At 56.1% G+C, this 13,955-nt stretch carries 16 protein-coding genes and 2 tRNA genes; 11 read left to right on the forward strand and 7 right to left on the reverse strand.

Features of this window, described 5'->3' with window-relative positions; all coding sequences use genetic code 11:
- On the reverse strand, window positions 1–583 hold a 583-nt coding region (locus tag DEO48_RS03430), incomplete at its 3' end, for a LysR family transcriptional regulator (RefSeq protein ID WP_109844377.1).
- A 114-nt stretch (window positions 584–697) separates the two neighbouring features.
- Between DEO48_RS03430 and punC the strand changes: the two genes are divergently transcribed.
- Both punC and cfa read left to right on the forward strand, forming a co-directional pair.
- The gene (gene punC / locus DEO48_RS03435) at window positions 698–1,897 is read left to right on the forward strand and encodes a purine nucleoside transporter PunC (protein WP_109844378.1); all 1,200 of its coding nucleotides are present in this window, start codon (window positions 698–700) and stop codon (window positions 1,895–1,897) included.
- A 298-nt stretch (window positions 1,898–2,195) separates the two neighbouring features.
- Window positions 2,196–3,344 (forward strand): cyclopropane fatty acyl phospholipid synthase, encoded by a 1,149-nt coding sequence (cfa, locus tag DEO48_RS03440; protein WP_045353815.1) that lies wholly within the window; start codon window positions 2,196–2,198, stop codon window positions 3,342–3,344.
- A gap of 30 nt (window positions 3,345–3,374) precedes the next feature.
- On the opposite strand, the gene DEO48_RS03445 is transcribed toward cfa, so the two are convergent.
- The gene (locus DEO48_RS03445) at window positions 3,375–4,019 is read right to left on the reverse strand and encodes a riboflavin synthase subunit alpha (RefSeq protein ID WP_109844379.1); all 645 of its coding nucleotides are present in this window, start codon (window positions 4,017–4,019) and stop codon (window positions 3,375–3,377) included.
- Between the two features lie 225 nt (window positions 4,020–4,244).
- Here DEO48_RS03445 and mdtK point away from each other — a divergent pair, with 225 nt between their 5' ends.
- From mdtK to DEO48_RS03465, 4 genes are all read left to right on the forward strand, one after another.
- Window positions 4,245–5,618, forward strand: coding sequence for an MdtK family multidrug efflux MATE transporter (mdtK, locus tag DEO48_RS03450; protein WP_023311346.1), 1,374 nt, complete (start codon window positions 4,245–4,247; stop codon window positions 5,616–5,618).
- Between the two features lie 153 nt (window positions 5,619–5,771).
- Window positions 5,772–5,848 (forward strand) — tRNA-Val (locus tag DEO48_RS03455).
- Window positions 5,849–5,852: 4 nt separating this feature from the next.
- A tRNA-Val gene (locus tag DEO48_RS03460) sits at window positions 5,853–5,929 on the forward strand.
- A 118-nt stretch (window positions 5,930–6,047) separates the two neighbouring features.
- Window positions 6,048–7,643 carry an FAD-NAD(P)-binding protein gene (locus DEO48_RS03465; RefSeq protein ID WP_109844380.1) on the forward strand — a complete coding sequence of 532 codons (1,596 nt, stop codon included), beginning with the start codon at window positions 6,048–6,050 and terminating at the stop codon, window positions 7,641–7,643.
- 28 nt (window positions 7,644–7,671) lie between these two features.
- Here the strand turns inward: DEO48_RS03465 and DEO48_RS03470 are convergent, their stop codons facing one another.
- Window positions 7,672–8,307 carry a carbonic anhydrase gene (locus DEO48_RS03470; protein WP_109844381.1) on the reverse strand — a complete coding sequence of 212 codons (636 nt, stop codon included), beginning with the start codon at window positions 8,305–8,307 and terminating at the stop codon, window positions 7,672–7,674.
- A 72-nt stretch (window positions 8,308–8,379) separates the two neighbouring features.
- Window positions 8,380–9,162 carry an MBL fold metallo-hydrolase gene (locus tag DEO48_RS03475; protein WP_109844382.1) on the reverse strand — a complete coding sequence of 261 codons (783 nt, stop codon included), beginning with the start codon at window positions 9,160–9,162 and terminating at the stop codon, window positions 8,380–8,382.
- Between the two features lie 125 nt (window positions 9,163–9,287).
- On the opposite strand from DEO48_RS03475, the gene DEO48_RS03480 reads away from it, so the two are divergent.
- Complete coding sequence (locus tag DEO48_RS03480) at window positions 9,288–9,428, forward strand: hypothetical protein (protein WP_003857665.1); 141 nt, start codon at window positions 9,288–9,290, stop codon at window positions 9,426–9,428.
- Window positions 9,429–9,520: 92 nt separating this feature from the next.
- Here the strand turns inward: DEO48_RS03480 and DEO48_RS26700 are convergent, their stop codons facing one another.
- A complete protein-coding gene (locus DEO48_RS26700) occupies window positions 9,521–9,688 on the reverse strand; it encodes a hypothetical protein (protein WP_032666818.1) in 168 nt (55 codons plus the stop codon).
- A gap of 246 nt (window positions 9,689–9,934) precedes the next feature.
- Here DEO48_RS26700 and DEO48_RS03485 point away from each other — a divergent pair, with 246 nt between their 5' ends.
- Genes DEO48_RS03485 through DEO48_RS03500 form a run of 4 tightly spaced genes read left to right on the forward strand, consistent with a single transcriptional unit; the run spans window position 9,935 to window position 13,029 of the window.
- Window positions 9,935–10,765 carry an ABC transporter substrate-binding protein gene (locus DEO48_RS03485; protein ID WP_109844383.1) on the forward strand — a complete coding sequence of 277 codons (831 nt, stop codon included), beginning with the start codon at window positions 9,935–9,937 and terminating at the stop codon, window positions 10,763–10,765.
- A gap of 2 nt (window positions 10,766–10,767) precedes the next feature.
- Window positions 10,768–11,583 (forward strand): amino acid ABC transporter ATP-binding protein, encoded by an 816-nt coding sequence (locus tag DEO48_RS03490; RefSeq protein ID WP_109844384.1) that lies wholly within the window; start codon window positions 10,768–10,770, stop codon window positions 11,581–11,583.
- The gene (locus DEO48_RS03495; protein WP_109844385.1) at window positions 11,583–12,359 is read left to right on the forward strand and encodes an amino acid ABC transporter permease; all 777 of its coding nucleotides are present in this window, start codon (window positions 11,583–11,585) and stop codon (window positions 12,357–12,359) included. The genes DEO48_RS03490 and DEO48_RS03495 overlap by 1 nt, the downstream gene beginning before the upstream one ends.
- A complete protein-coding gene (locus DEO48_RS03500) occupies window positions 12,343–13,029 on the forward strand; it encodes an amino acid ABC transporter permease (RefSeq protein ID WP_109844386.1) in 687 nt (228 codons plus the stop codon). Before DEO48_RS03495 ends, DEO48_RS03500 begins: the two co-directional genes overlap by 17 nt.
- Here DEO48_RS03500 and fumD read toward each other — a convergent pair.
- Both fumD and DEO48_RS03510 read right to left on the reverse strand, forming a co-directional pair.
- Window positions 13,010–13,219, reverse strand: coding sequence for a fumarate hydratase FumD (gene fumD, locus DEO48_RS03505; protein WP_008500615.1), 210 nt, complete (start codon window positions 13,217–13,219; stop codon window positions 13,010–13,012). The genes DEO48_RS03500 and fumD overlap by 20 nt on opposite strands.
- Before the next feature lie 110 nt (window positions 13,220–13,329).
- The coding region (locus DEO48_RS03510; RefSeq protein ID WP_109844387.1) for a MetQ/NlpA family ABC transporter substrate-binding protein at window positions 13,330–13,955 on the reverse strand (626 nt) is incomplete at its 5' end.

Genomic DNA, 13,955 nt, shown 5'->3' on the forward strand with positions numbered 1-13,955 from the left:
ACGGCCAGTTGCGCAGCGTGTCATCGCTCAGCGGCCCTTCCATCGCCGCCAGCGGATGGTCGCTTGCCACCACGCATTTCCAGCTCAGCATTCCCATATCGCGAAAGGCGTAACGTCCCCCGACCGGGATCGCCTGCGTGGCCCCAATCGCCATCTCTGCCCTGCCATCCGCCAGCGCATCCCAGACGCCGTTAAACACCTCCTGCGAGACCCGCAGCTCGACGTCAGAAAAATGTCGGTAGAAATCGACGATCATCTGCCGGGTGCGTTCCGGCTTAACGATGTTGTCCACCGCGATGGAAAGATGTCCCCGCCAGCCGTTAGCGATCTGCTGACACTGTTCGCGGGTGATCTGCATTTTTTTGATAACAGAACGCCCTTCCTTCAAAAACCACGCGCCTGCGGGCGTTAATTCCACATCGCGATGCCGCCGTTCAAACAGCGGAACCGCCAGCCACTCCTCAAGCTGACGCACCGTGTAGCTGATTGCCGAAGGGACGCGGTGCAACTCCTGCGCCGCACCGCTGAAGCTGCCGTTACGCGCAACAGCATCGACCACTTCAAGAGAATAATCTGACCACATTTTCTGCCTGCAAAATTTTTGAATGCACCCGCCAAATATTAGCGTTTCACAAGCGCCTTTGCACTCCCTACACTCAGCGCCAATGTATACCTGCCTCCTCAGGAGAATAAAATAATGCAACCCAGGAACGGTTTTTTAGTCTGGCTCGGCGGCTTAAGCGTGCTGGGCTTTTTGGCCACCGATATGTACCTGCCGGCGTTTGCCGCCATGCAGGAAGATTTACAAACGCCTGCCGCCGCCATCAGCGCCAGCCTGAGTTTATTCCTCGCCGGCTTTGCCTTCGCTCAGCTGCTCTGGGGACCGCTTTCGGATCGCTTTGGTCGTAAACCGGTACTGTTGCTGGGCCTGGCCATTTTTGCGGTGGGCTGCCTGGGAATGTTATGGGTACGCGATGCCACCTGGCTGCTGGTGCTGCGTTTTATTCAGGCCGTGGGCGTCTGTGCCGCGGCCGTGACATGGCAGGCGCTGGTCACCGACTATTACCCGGCTAACCGCACAAACCGTATTTTCGCCACCATTATGCCGCTGGTGGGTCTCTCACCTGCCCTCGCTCCCCTGCTGGGCAGCTGGATCCTCGCGCATTTCGACTGGCAGGCCATTTTCGCCACGCTGTTTGCCATTACCCTGGTCCTGATGCTGCCGGCGTTCGCCCTCAAGCCCGCGCATAAAAAAGAAGCGCATACTGACGCGAAGCCGATTACCTTCACGTCTCTGCTCAGCACCAAAGCGTATCGCGGTAATGTCCTGATCTATGCCGCCTGCTCGGCAAGCTTCTTCGCGTGGCTCACCGGCTCGCCGTTCATTCTGCACGATATGGGCTACAGCCCGGCCGCCATCGGCCTGAGCTATGTTCCGCAGACCATCGCTTTCCTGGTGGGCGGGTACGGCTGTCGCGCGGCGCTGCAAAAGTGGGAAGGTCAGCAGATGCTGCCGTGGCTGCTGGTGCTGTATGCGCTGAGCGTCATCGGGACCTGGGCCGTTGGCTTTATTCCCGGTGCCGGTCTGGCTGAAATTTTGATCCCATTCTGCGTGATGGCCGTTGCGAACGGGGCGATTTACCCTATCGTTGTAGCCCAGGCGCTGCGTCCCTTCCCGCAGGCGACCGGCCGCGCCGCCGCGCTGCAGAACACCCTGCAGCTGGGGCTGTGCTTCCTGTCAAGCCTGGTGGTCTCGGCGCTGATTGCCACGCCGCTCCTGACCACCACCAGCGTGATGCTGGTGACCGTTGCGCTGGCGGTGTTGGGCTATCGCATGCAGGCAGCCGCGCAGCGTGAGCAGGCTAACCGCGCACAGGTTGAAACGTCGCATGCATAATCGCGCCGGAAATCATGTTAATTTTCAGTGATTAGGTTGCTAAGAATTTTCTGTTGAATCACCAAATTTTGAGGCCTATACTAAATTTGGTTCGATTAAATACGATAAATATTAAGTGTTAACGGGAGCCGGAGTGCTCCCGTTTTACCATGGAAGGCATTTCGGCAAGGGTTATCTCCCTTCCTCTGTTCTACGTCGGATATTAGCCTCGCGGTATTTACCGTGAGATTTCTCACAAACCAAAAAAAGCGTCTACGCTGTTTTAAGGTTCTGATCACAGTAGGGTGATGGAGAAGCTATGAGTTCATCGTGTATAGAAGAAGTCAGCGTTCCGGACGACAACTGGTCCCGGATCGTCAGTGAACTGTTAGGTCGAGCAGGCATCACTATCAATGGATCATCGCCATCCGATCCTCAGGTTAAACATCCCGACTTTTTTAAACGCGTGCTGCGAGAGGGATCGTTAGGCCTGGGAGAAAGCTATATGGACGGCTGGTGGGAGTGCGAACGTCTGGATACCTTTTTCGCCAGCGTGCTGCGTGCCGGTCTTGAAAATCAACTCCCTCGGAATCTGAAAGACACTTTGCGTGTCGCCTCTGCCCGACTGTTTAATCTGCAAAGTAAAAAACGCGCGTGGATCGTCGGCAAAGAACACTACGATCTGGGCAACGACCTGTTCAGCCGTATGCTGGACCCTTTCATGCAATACTCCTGCGCCTACTGGAAAGACGCGTCGACGCTTGAAGAGGCCCAGCAGGCTAAGCTGCGTCTGATTAGCGAGAAGCTTCAGCTCCAGCCGGGTATGCGCGTACTGGATATCGGCTGCGGCTGGGGTGGGCTGGCGTATTTTATGGCGAAGCACTATGGCGTCAGCGTGGTCGGCGTGACGATCTCAGCGGAACAGCAAAAAATGGCGCGGGAGCGCTGTGAGGGTCTTGACGTGGATATCCGGCTGCAGGATTACCGTGACCTGAACGAGCAGTTTGACCGGATCGTCTCCGTCGGCATGTTCGAGCACGTGGGGCCGAAAAACTACGCTACCTATTTTGAGGTGGTGGATCGGAATCTGAAACCGGACGGCATCTTCCTGCTGCACACCATCGGCTCTAAGCGAACCGACAATAACGTCGACCCGTGGATCAACAAATACATCTTTCCGAATGGCTGTTTACCGTCCGTCCGCCAGATTGCCAACGCCAGTGAACCCCATTTCGTGATGGAAGACTGGCATAACTTTGGCGCGGATTACGACACCACGTTGATGGCCTGGCATGCGCGTTTTCAGGAGACCTGGCCTGAGATTGCGGACAACTATTCTGAACGATTCAGGCGGATGTTTAGCTATTATCTGAATGCGTGCGCGGGGGCGTTTCGCGCACGGGATATTCAGCTCTGGCAGGTGGTATTCAGCCGTGGGATTGAACACGGACTACGTGTCGCACGCTAAAAAATAACCCCGGATACCCGGGGTTATTTTTTATTCTTCTTCTTCGGCGGTCTTTATTATTGCCGCTTCTTTTGCTGCCAGCACGCGTTCAACCGTATCCACCACCGCCTGGGTTTGCGGATCAATTTCAATATTCACGCGGTGCCCCAGTTTTTTGGCGCCCAGCGTGGTGCGCTGCAGCGTTTCAGGAATTAAATGCACGCAAAAACGCGTTGGCGTTACTTCACCCACCGTCAGGCTAATCCCATCGATGCCAATAAATCCTTTATAGAGGATGTATTTCATTAATGAAGGATCCTGCATTTTAAACCAGATTTGACGGTTATTTTCCGAGGTCACGATTTTTGCCACTTCAGCGGTGGTCATGATGTGCCCGGACATCAGGTGGCCGCCAATCTCATCGCTAAACTTCGCCGCCCGCTCAACGTTGACAGTATCTCCTACCGCCAGCTCGCCCAGGTTGGTGATGCGCAGCGTCTCTTTCATTAAATCAAAGCTAATCTGGTTGCCGTTAATTTCGGTAACGGTCAGGCAGCAGCCGTTGTGAGCAATCGACGCGCCGGTTTCAATACCCTCAAGCATATATTCCGGCAGCTCAACAACATGAGTACGGAAATTAGGTTTTTCATCAATGGACACCACTTTGGCGGTGCCCTGCACAATACCAGTAAACATGCTTACAACTCCTGTTTTTTCCGGACGGTGGTGACACCGTTTAATCCCACCACAATAACAGTTGGAAAAAGAGGTTGCCAGCGGAGCGCATTTTCTGGCGATTTTTTCACTAGATAAATAGCTAAAGCCCGCTACAATAGCTGGCACCCCCCTGCATTTTCTTCTTGCTGCCCGTTTCGGCGGCTTTTTTAGTCTCTCAAATAACTACAAAATAAAGGTGTTCACGTGCAGAAGTACATGAATGAAGCGCGCCAGCTATTGGCACTGGCTATACCAGTGATCGTCGCGCAAGTGGCCCAGACCGCAATGGGATTTGTGGATACGGTAATGGCAGGTGGCTACAGCGCCACCGATATGGCGGCCGTGGCTATCGGCACGTCAATCTGGCTTCCGGCCATCCTGTTCGGCCACGGTCTGCTGCTCGCGCTCACGCCGGTTATCGCTCAGCTCAATGGCTCGGGTCGTCGCGAGCGCATTGCCCATCAGGTTCGTCAGGGTTTCTGGCTGGCAGGGTTTGTTTCCCTGCTGATCATGGTCGTGCTCTGGAACGCGGGCCACATCATTCGCGCTATGCATAACATTGACCCGGCACTGGCTGATAAAGCCGTGGGCTATCTGCGCGCCCTGCTCTGGGGTGCGCCCGGCTACCTCTTTTTCCAGGTGGCGCGTAACCAGTGTGAGGGCCTGGCGAAAACCAAGCCCGGGATGGTGATGGGCTTTATCGGCCTGCTGGTCAACATTCCGGTGAACTATGTCTTTATTTACGGTCATTTCGGGATGCCGGAGCTCGGCGGCGTCGGCTGCGGCGTGGCGACGGCTGCCGTTTACTGGGTGATGTTCTTCTCCATGATCGCCTTTGTAAAACGCGCCCGTTCCATGCGCGATATTCGCAACGAGAAAAGATTTAGCACGCCGGACTGGAACATCATGACGCGTCTGGTGCAGTTAGGGTTACCGATCGCCCTCGCCCTGTTCTTTGAGGTGACCCTGTTTGCCGTGGTCGCCCTGCTGGTCTCCCCGCTGGGCATTGTGAACGTGGCCGGGCACCAGATTGCGCTGAACTTCAGCTCCCTGATGTTCGTCCTGCCGATGTCGCTGGCGGCGGCGGTGACGATCCGCGTCGGCTTCCGCCTGGGCCAGGGCTCAACGCTGGATGCGCAAACGGCCGCCCGGACCGGGCTGGGCGTCGGCGTCTGCATGGCTGTCTGTACGGCGCTCTTTACCGTTGCATTACGCGAGCAGATTGCCCTGCTCTATAACGACAACCCGGAAGTGGTCACGCTGGCATCGCACCTGATGCTGCTGGCCGCGATTTACCAGATCTCTGACTCCATCCAGGTGATTGGCAGCGGCGTGCTGCGTGGATATAAAGACACGCGCTCCATCTTCTTTATCACCTTCATCGCCTACTGGGTGTTGGGTCTGCCGTGTGGCTATATTCTGGCCCTGACGGACTTAGTGGTTGAGCGCATGGGGCCGGCAGGGTTCTGGATGGGCTTTATCATCGGCCTGACGTCGGCGGCGATTATGATGATGATGCGAATGCGCTTCCTGCAGCGCCAGCCATCAACGGTCATTTTGCAGCGCGCGGCACGTTAACGACGCGGTAGCCGCCGCCCGGCGGCTACTTTCTCTTCACTTTGCGCGGTAATGAAGCAATCGCGTGAAATCAGAGAGAAAAATGCATTTTCCCTCTTGCCACCTCGGTGCTGTGCCGCTAATATTCGTCCCCGTTGTCAGCGACAACACGTTGCGTTCATAGCTCAGTTGGTTAGAGCACCACCTTGACATGGTGGGGGTCGTTGGTTCGAGTCCAATTGAACGCACCATTCTGCGTCCGTAGCTCAGTTGGTTAGAGCACCACCTTGACATGGTGGGGGTCGGTGGTTCGAGTCCACTCGGACGCACCATTTCAGTCCTGAAATGGTGCAAATCCTCTTCTGATATCCTGAATTTTCCTAATCCCTTATTTTCATCATTATTCTCCTGCTACGCTTTTCTTATGGAAAAAACACAGGAAACGTGTTGATGAAGAAGATCGCGATTATCGGCTCCGGCCCCACAGGGATTTACACCTTTTATCACCTCCTCAAGAACAGCACGCCGCTCTCCGTTTCCGTTTTCGAACAATCCGAAGACGCTGGCGTGGGTATGCCCTATAACGACGACGATAATTCCCGGCTGATGCTGGCGAACATTGCGAGCATTGAAATCCCGCCCATTTTTATCACCTATCTCGACTGGCTCAAGGAACAGAGTGACGCCCATCTTGCGCGCTTTAAGGTTGATAAAACCCGCCTGCATGACCGGCAGTTCCTGCCCCGGCTTCTGCTGGGTCAATATTTCCGCGACAGCTTTCTTTCCATCGTAAAAGAGGCAAAAAGGCTGGGATTCAACGTTGATGTCCATGAATCTGCGAAGGTCACAGACATCATTCCCGCGACAACCGGCGTTACGCTTTCCGTCAACGGCAGCGTCTTGCCTGAACAATTCGACCTTGCGGTTATCGCCACCGGCCACGTCTGGCCAGACGAGGACGAATCCACGCGCACGTTCTTCCCAAGCCCCTGGTCCGGTCTGATGGACGCCAGTATCCCTCCCTGCCGCGTCGGTATCATGGGGACATCGTTAAGCGGTCTCGACGCGGCCATGGCGGTGGTGATGCAGCACGGTGAATTTCGTGATGATAAATTCGTGCTGGATAAAGGCAGCGACGCGTTGAAGATTGTCCTGATGTCCCGGACGGGCATTCTGCCGGAAGCCGATTTTTACTGCCCTATTCCTTACGAACCGCTGTCGGTATTGACCGAAGGCGTGGCTGAAAGCGAGATTGCCAAAGGATCGGATGGCCTGCTCGACCGTATATTTACCCTGATGGTCAAAGAGCTTCAGCTCGCTGACCCGACGTGGTGCGAGAAAATATCGCTGCATAAGCAGAATGCGGACAGCATTCGTGAGGCCTGGTTTGAGGATCGTAAACGGCACGGCCCCTTTACCTGGGCGGAAGAAAATCTCAACGAGGTTGAACGCAACAAACGGGAACGCCGTACCGTGGCCTGGCGCTATACCGTGCTTCGGCTGCATGAAGTGGTTCAGGAGATCGTCCCCCATCTCGATGAGCAAGACGGTGAACGCTTCAGTCAGGGGCTGGCTCGGGTATTTATCGACAATTATGCCGCCATTCCTCCGCAGTCTATCCGCAGGCTGCTCGCACTTCGCGAAGCCGGCATCATCAGCGTGGCCGCGCTCGGTGACGACTACACGCTCGACGTTGGCAGCGATCGAACGGTGATAACCACAAAAGAGACCGTCTATCGTTACAACGTATTTATTGACGCACGCGGACAAAAGCCGCTCAAAACGAAAGATCTGCCTTTCCCGACGCTGCGAAAACAGCTGGAAGCAACCGGCGATGAGATACCCGATATCGGCGAGGATTACACCTTAAAAGCGCCTGACACCGTGCGCGGACGCATCGCCTTCGGCGCGATACCGTGGCTGATGCACGACCGTCCCTTCGTTCAGGGGCTGGCGGAATGTGCAGAGATTGCAGAAGCGATGGCGAAGGCGGCTGAAAAACCCGCGTCGGGATCGCGGAGAAGGTTACCGTATATTGAGATCTGACAGGGCTTCCATGCCCTGCTGTCGGTAATTACTCGAAGAAGACTTCCGGGTTTTCCGACAGCGAAACGAAACTTTTCGTCGCTTTATCCAGCGCGAGGATTTCGCCGCTTTCAATATCGTACACCCAGCCGTGCAGTCGGATGGAGTTATTACGCAGGCCCACCGCAACGGACGGATGGGTCTTGATGTTGCTCAGCTGCGCAAACACGTTTTCCTGCACCATCGCATTGACCTTATCGATCGGCTTATCCCAGGTTTTCTTCTCAACCACGGCTTTCGCCGCGTCGGAATAGCGCAGCCAGTGTGACACCGCAGGCATCGGCTCCAGGTTCGCGTTATCGGCGATCGCCTTCATTGCGCCACAGTTGGAGTGACCACAAATCACGATATCCGTGACGCCCAGCGCCACCACGGCGTATTCGATAGTGGCGGACACGCCGCCAGGCTCCGGCCCGAAAGGCGGCACGATGTTGCCAGCATTACGAATGACAAAGAGTTGTCCTGGCTCTTGCTGGGTGACCAGTTCCGGGACCAGACGGCTGTCGGAGCATGAGATGAACAGCGCTTTGGGATTCTGGCTGGACGCTAAACTGCGGAAGAGTTCTTTACGTTGCGGGAAAATCTCTTTTTGAAAGCTGAGAAAACCTTCAATGATATGTTGCATAGCAATGTCTCTTTTATCTGTTTTAGTTTAGGCATGATCGAGATCACACTCGTAAAGTTTACCCATCGTGGTTTACTTCAGACAAGCAATATATTTCTGGCCCGACCGCTGCACGATCTCGTCCGCACTGGCCAGGATGTTCTGCCCTTCGAACGCGCCGTAAAGACGTTCAAAGGTTTTGCCTTCGAGATGACTCACCACCGACGCCACCGTTCGGGCCGGCAGCGGAAGATAGTTCGGGTAGCTCCACATAAACGAGACGGCGTCTTTACCCGGCGTGACCTGCAGAATATCGCCAACCAGCAATACCCCGTCCCCCTCCTGCCAGTGCAGCACCGTTCCCCCGGCAAAATGCCCACCCAGACGCAGCAGGGTAACCGACGGGAAAATATCCAGCGCATCCCCCTCCCAGAAATGAATGGCCGGGCTGTCGCGCATGACCCACTCTCTGTCGCTGGCGTGCAGATACACCGGCGCATCAAACGCCGCAGCCCACTCCTGCATGGTGGTGTAATAGTGCGGATGTGAAATCGCAATCGCGCTGATGCCGCCGAGGGCGGTAACGAGCGCTTTGGTTGCGGGGTCGAGGTTGGCGATGCAGTCCCAGAGGATATTGCCGTGGGGCGTTTGCAGGAACAGCGCCCGCTGGTTTATCGCAAACGCGGGCACCGTTTTGATCCCAAACAGCCGCGGCTCCAGCTGCTGCCATTTATTGCTATGGGTGGCGGTGACGGTGTCGAGATCGGTCCATGCCTGGCCCGTGGCGGGCACGTACTGGCGCTCATCCTCGCAAATCGGGCATCTGTCCGGGCGGGCATCGTAGGCGGTTCCGCAGGTTTTACAGAGTGTAATCATGTGCTCTCCTCAGCGATAAAGCACTGAGTATGGCAGGGATTATCCTTATGTGCTGCGAGGTACATTGCTGGCTTTTTTTGCCCTATACTGTGCCAGTATCGAAAACTGAACAGAGCAGGTGCAACATGGAAATTGATCTCGATAACTTAGTGTTTAACGGTCTGGATGAAGCAGAAGAGCGTAATGCCGAACGTCTGGACGACGCGGATAAAAAAGCGCAGGCGATTGTCGCCGACGACGACTGCGGCGACGCCTGCAAGATCTAATAAAAAAGCACCGGGAAACCGGTGCTTTTTTATTTCACTCGTTAAACGTCACGCACACTTCGTTCCAGTAGGTTTCGCGCGTGCGGCGCAGTTCAGCGTGGCGTTTTATCATGGAACCACTCCGGGTCAATGTTGGCAACGTCGACGCCATACAGGCTGGCGACAGGCAGGATCGACTCAAGAACACGTTGCGCGCTGTTCTCCGCATTCGCTGGCCGGGCCGCAAAAAACCGCCGTAACGTGCTGATCCATTTTTTCATCGTCTTACCCTCTCTCGCCGTATCTGCCTTCAGTTAAGCACCCCAATCCCGTGCAGGGGAAATACCAAAATCCACTGTCGATGTGCAGGATCTGCAAATAGCACCCTCGTCCTTTTCACTCTTCATTAACACCTTGTTCACTAATGCTTTTTTGCTCATAGCAAAGAACGATTTCTTATTTGGCGATAGCTTTCCCTTATGGGAGCGTAACGGGGTAAAACAAAAACAACGGGATGGCGAATGACTATGGCAGCAAAAATGAAAGGGTTTAAAAAACGGACGCTGGCTCTGGGCGTAGTGGCAGCCTGGGGCCTGCTTTCAGCGCAGGCGCAGGCCGATCGGCTGGCGGATATTAAGGCCGCAGGGGTGGTGAAAGTGGCCACGTTTGACGCCAACCCGCCGTTTGGCTCGATTGATGCAAAAACGCATGAGATCGTGGGTTATGACGTGGACTTTGCCAAAGCGCTGGCAAAATCGCTCGGCGTGAAGCTTGAACTGGTTGCCACCAATCCGGCCAACCGCATTCCGCTGCTGCAGTCCGGCAAAGCCGACCTGATCGTGGCGGATATTACTATCACCCCGGAACGCGCACAGGTCATTGATTTCTCGACGCCTTACTTCGTCACTGGCCAGCAGTTCCTCGTGCCGGCGAAATCACCGGACAAGCTCGATGACTATAGCCGGGCGCGCATTGGCGCAGTCAAAGGCACAACAGGCGAGCAGGCGCTGCACCAGCGTTTCCCGCAGTCCCGCGTCCTCTCTTATGACGACATTCCCCTGGCGCTGACCGCACTGCGCAACGGCAACGTACAGGCCATCACTCAGGACAGCACCATTCTGGCCGGTCTGCTGGCGCAGGCGCCGGACAAAGCGAACTTTAAAATCCTGCCCGACCTGCTCAGCAAAGAAGAGATTGGCGTTGGGGTGAAAAAAGGCGAAACGGCGCTGCTGAAGGCCGTTAACGACGAGCTGGTTAACCTCGAGAAGACCGGTCAGGCAGCAAAAATCTACGATGTCTGGTTTGGCCCAAACACGCCTTCCCCACAGCCTCGCGCCTTTAAAATAGAAGCCAGATAATTATGCTCTCAGGTTTATTTTCACACTCCGCGGCCGGTGCCGCGGATTTTTCACATCTGGAACAGGCCAGCGTCGAGTTTCGTCACGTGGACAAACGCTACGGTGATCATCAGGTTTTAAACGACATTAACCTCACCATCACGCCCGGTGAAGTGGTCGCCATCCTCGGCCCGTCGGGTTCCGGTAAATCCACCCTGATTCGTCTCATCAACCAGCTTGAAACCCTGAGCGGCGGAGAGATTCTGGTCGACAACAAGCCTACCGCAAAGCTCTCCGGTACCGGGCTGCGCCAGCTGCGAAGCCGCGTGGGGTTTGTGTTCCAGCAGTTCAATCTTTACGCCCACCTCACTGCCAGCCAGAACATTACCCTGGCGCTGGAGCACGTTCACGGCTGGAAGCCGCAGCCCGCACGGGAGCGCGCGCTGGCCCTGCTGGAGAAGGTCGGGATGCTGGAAAAAGCCCACCATTTCCCGGCAGAACTTTCCGGTGGCCAGCAGCAGCGCGTCGCGATTGCCCGCGCCCTGGCCTCTTCACCGCAAATCATTCTGTTCGATGAACCCACCTCCGCGCTGGATCCGGAGATGATTGGTGAAGTGCTGTTCGTGATGAAAGCCCTCGCCCACAGCGGGATCACGATGATCGTGGTGACCCATGAGATGCAGTTTGCCCGGGAAATCGCCGACCGGATTGTCTTTATCGACGGCGGGCAGATCCTGGAAACCGCGCCGCCGGCACAGTTTTTCAGCCAGCCAGCGCATCCGCGCGCGCAGCGCTTCCTGCAAAAGGTGCTCAACCCGCTGCATCAGGAGCATCTGTAATGCCCGCGCTCGACTGGCAGGGGGTACTGACCGGACAGCCTCTGCAGTGGATATTCTCCGGATTTCTCACCACCCTGTGGGTAACGCTTGCCGGGATGCTGCTGGCCAGCCTGCTCGCACTGCTTTTTATGCTCCTGCGCCTTTCCGGGGGACGCGTCGGGAAAGCGATCGTCAGCGGCTGGGTATCACTCTTTCGCAATACCCCGCTGCTGGTGCAGCTACTGTTCTGGTATTTTGCCGCCTGGAACGGGCTGCCGCAGGCGTTTCGTGACGCGGTCAACGCCGATCACAGCTGGTCGATTCTGCCCGGCGACGTCTGGTGGTTTACGCCCGAATTTTTATGCTCTGCCTGGGGGCTGGGCGTTTTTACCTCGGCGTTTTTAATCGAAGAGGTGGAAGCAGGATTGCGTTCCGTGCCCGCCGGGCAGCGGGAGGCGGCGCTCGCCCAGGGATTCTCCACGTGGCGCTTGTTTCGCTTCATCCTTCTGCCGCAGGGCCTGGCTAACGCCTGGCAGCCCGTTGTGGGCCAGTATCTCAATCTGATGAAGCTCTCCTCGCTCGCCAGCGGGATTGGCTTCGCCGAGCTCACCTATCAGGTCAGGCAGATCGAAAGCTATAACGCGCACGCGCTGGAGGCGTTTACCCTCGGTACCGTGCTCTATCTGCTGACCGGCCTGGTCATGGGGATGGTGCTGGTACGCCTTGGGCCACAGGCGAAACGTAAACGCCCGAACGTCGTCATCGCAGGGAGTGAAAAACATGATTGCCGGACTTAATGTCATCACCGATAACCTCGATTATCTGCTGTGGGGACGCGCGGCAACGGGTGAACCGGGAGGCGTACTGCTTTCGTTAATGATGGCAGCAGGCGCTGCGGTTATCGCTCTGCCCGGAGGGATACTGCTCGCGTGTCTGGCCTGGCGCTTTACCGGGCTCGTGCGAAAGGTCCTCTTTTTATGGGCAGAGCTGATTCGCGGTATCCCGCTCATCTTCGTAATTTTCTGGATGTGGTATCTCCTGCCGCTTATGACCGGGGGGGATCTGCCGGGGGCGCTGACCGTCACGCTGGCGCTGGCCTGGTTTACCGCAGCAACAGTAATGCACTCGGTGCTAGCCGGGCTGAGCGCGCTGCCGTCCGGGCAGTACGAGGCCGCGCTGTCTCAGGGCTTCAGCACCCAACAAACCCTGTGGCGCGTGCTGCTGCCGCAGGCGCTGAGGAATATTCTGCCGTCGCTGGTGGGGATTTTTATCAGCCTGCTGAAGGATACGTCGCTGGCGTTTATCGTGAACGTACCGGAGCTGACCACGGTGGCGGGACAGGTCAACAACCGGGTGCAAATCTACCCGGCGGCCATTTTTATCTTTACGGGCGTGGTCTACTACCTGCTCTGCTGCTCGCTCGAGCAGCTTGCGAAACGCTGGCGCCTTACCCGGCCAGCGCTTTAACCACCGTTTCCATCGCTTCGGTTGTCAATTCACTGCGTTTAACGCGCTGGTTCGCCAGCGCGGTACGCAGGACTCCGGCAATGACAATATGCTTTGGCTCCTGCCCTAAATCACGCATCTCAAGCACGACCTTCCCGACCACCCGGCACATCTCCTGATACAGCGCTTCATCTTTGGTCACGTTACCCATCGTCATCACTCCATTGCCTGTTAAACGTTGAGCTTAAATGATTCTCCAGCCGGATACAAAAAAGAAGCCCGGCGAGAGACTCGCCGGGCTTCATCTGTAAAATCAGTAAATTAGTTGTTTACTGGGATGACCGCGCCTTTGTACTTGGTGCGGATCCAATCCTGAATCTCTTTCGAGTGCAGCACGTTCACCAGCGCAACGATGTCTTTCTTCTTCTCGTCACCGCGATGCACGGTAATGATGTTGGCGTACGGGTTGTTTTCACCGCTCTCTACCGCAATCGGGTCGTGAACCGGATCCAGACCCGCGTCAATCGCGTAGTTGGCGTTGATCACTACCGCATCGCCTTCGTTGTTGTTGTACATCTGCGGCAGCAGAGAGGCTTCCACGTTCGGCGTGAACTTCAGCTTTTTAGGGTTCTCAACGATGTCGCTGATGCGCGCGGTCACTTTATCGATGCCCGGCTTCAGCTTGATCACGCCCTCTTTCTCGAAGATGGAGAGAATACGCCCCTCTTCAGAAACCGCATCACGCATGATGATCTTGCCACCTTCAGGCAAGTCTTTCAGCGACTTGTATTTTTTGGAGTAGATGCCGATTGGCTCAATGTGGATCGCGCCCGCACTGACGAAATCGTAGTCTTTATCGCCCGCATGATCCTTCAGCACGCTGTTCAGGTAAGGAATGTGCTGGAAATAGTTCGCGTCGATGTCATGACCCGCCAGCGCGGTGTTCG

Source organism: Enterobacter sp. CGMCC 5087, from assembly GCF_003144775.1.
In the GTDB taxonomy this organism is placed as follows: domain Bacteria; phylum Pseudomonadota; class Gammaproteobacteria; order Enterobacterales; family Enterobacteriaceae; genus Enterobacter; species Enterobacter cloacae_M.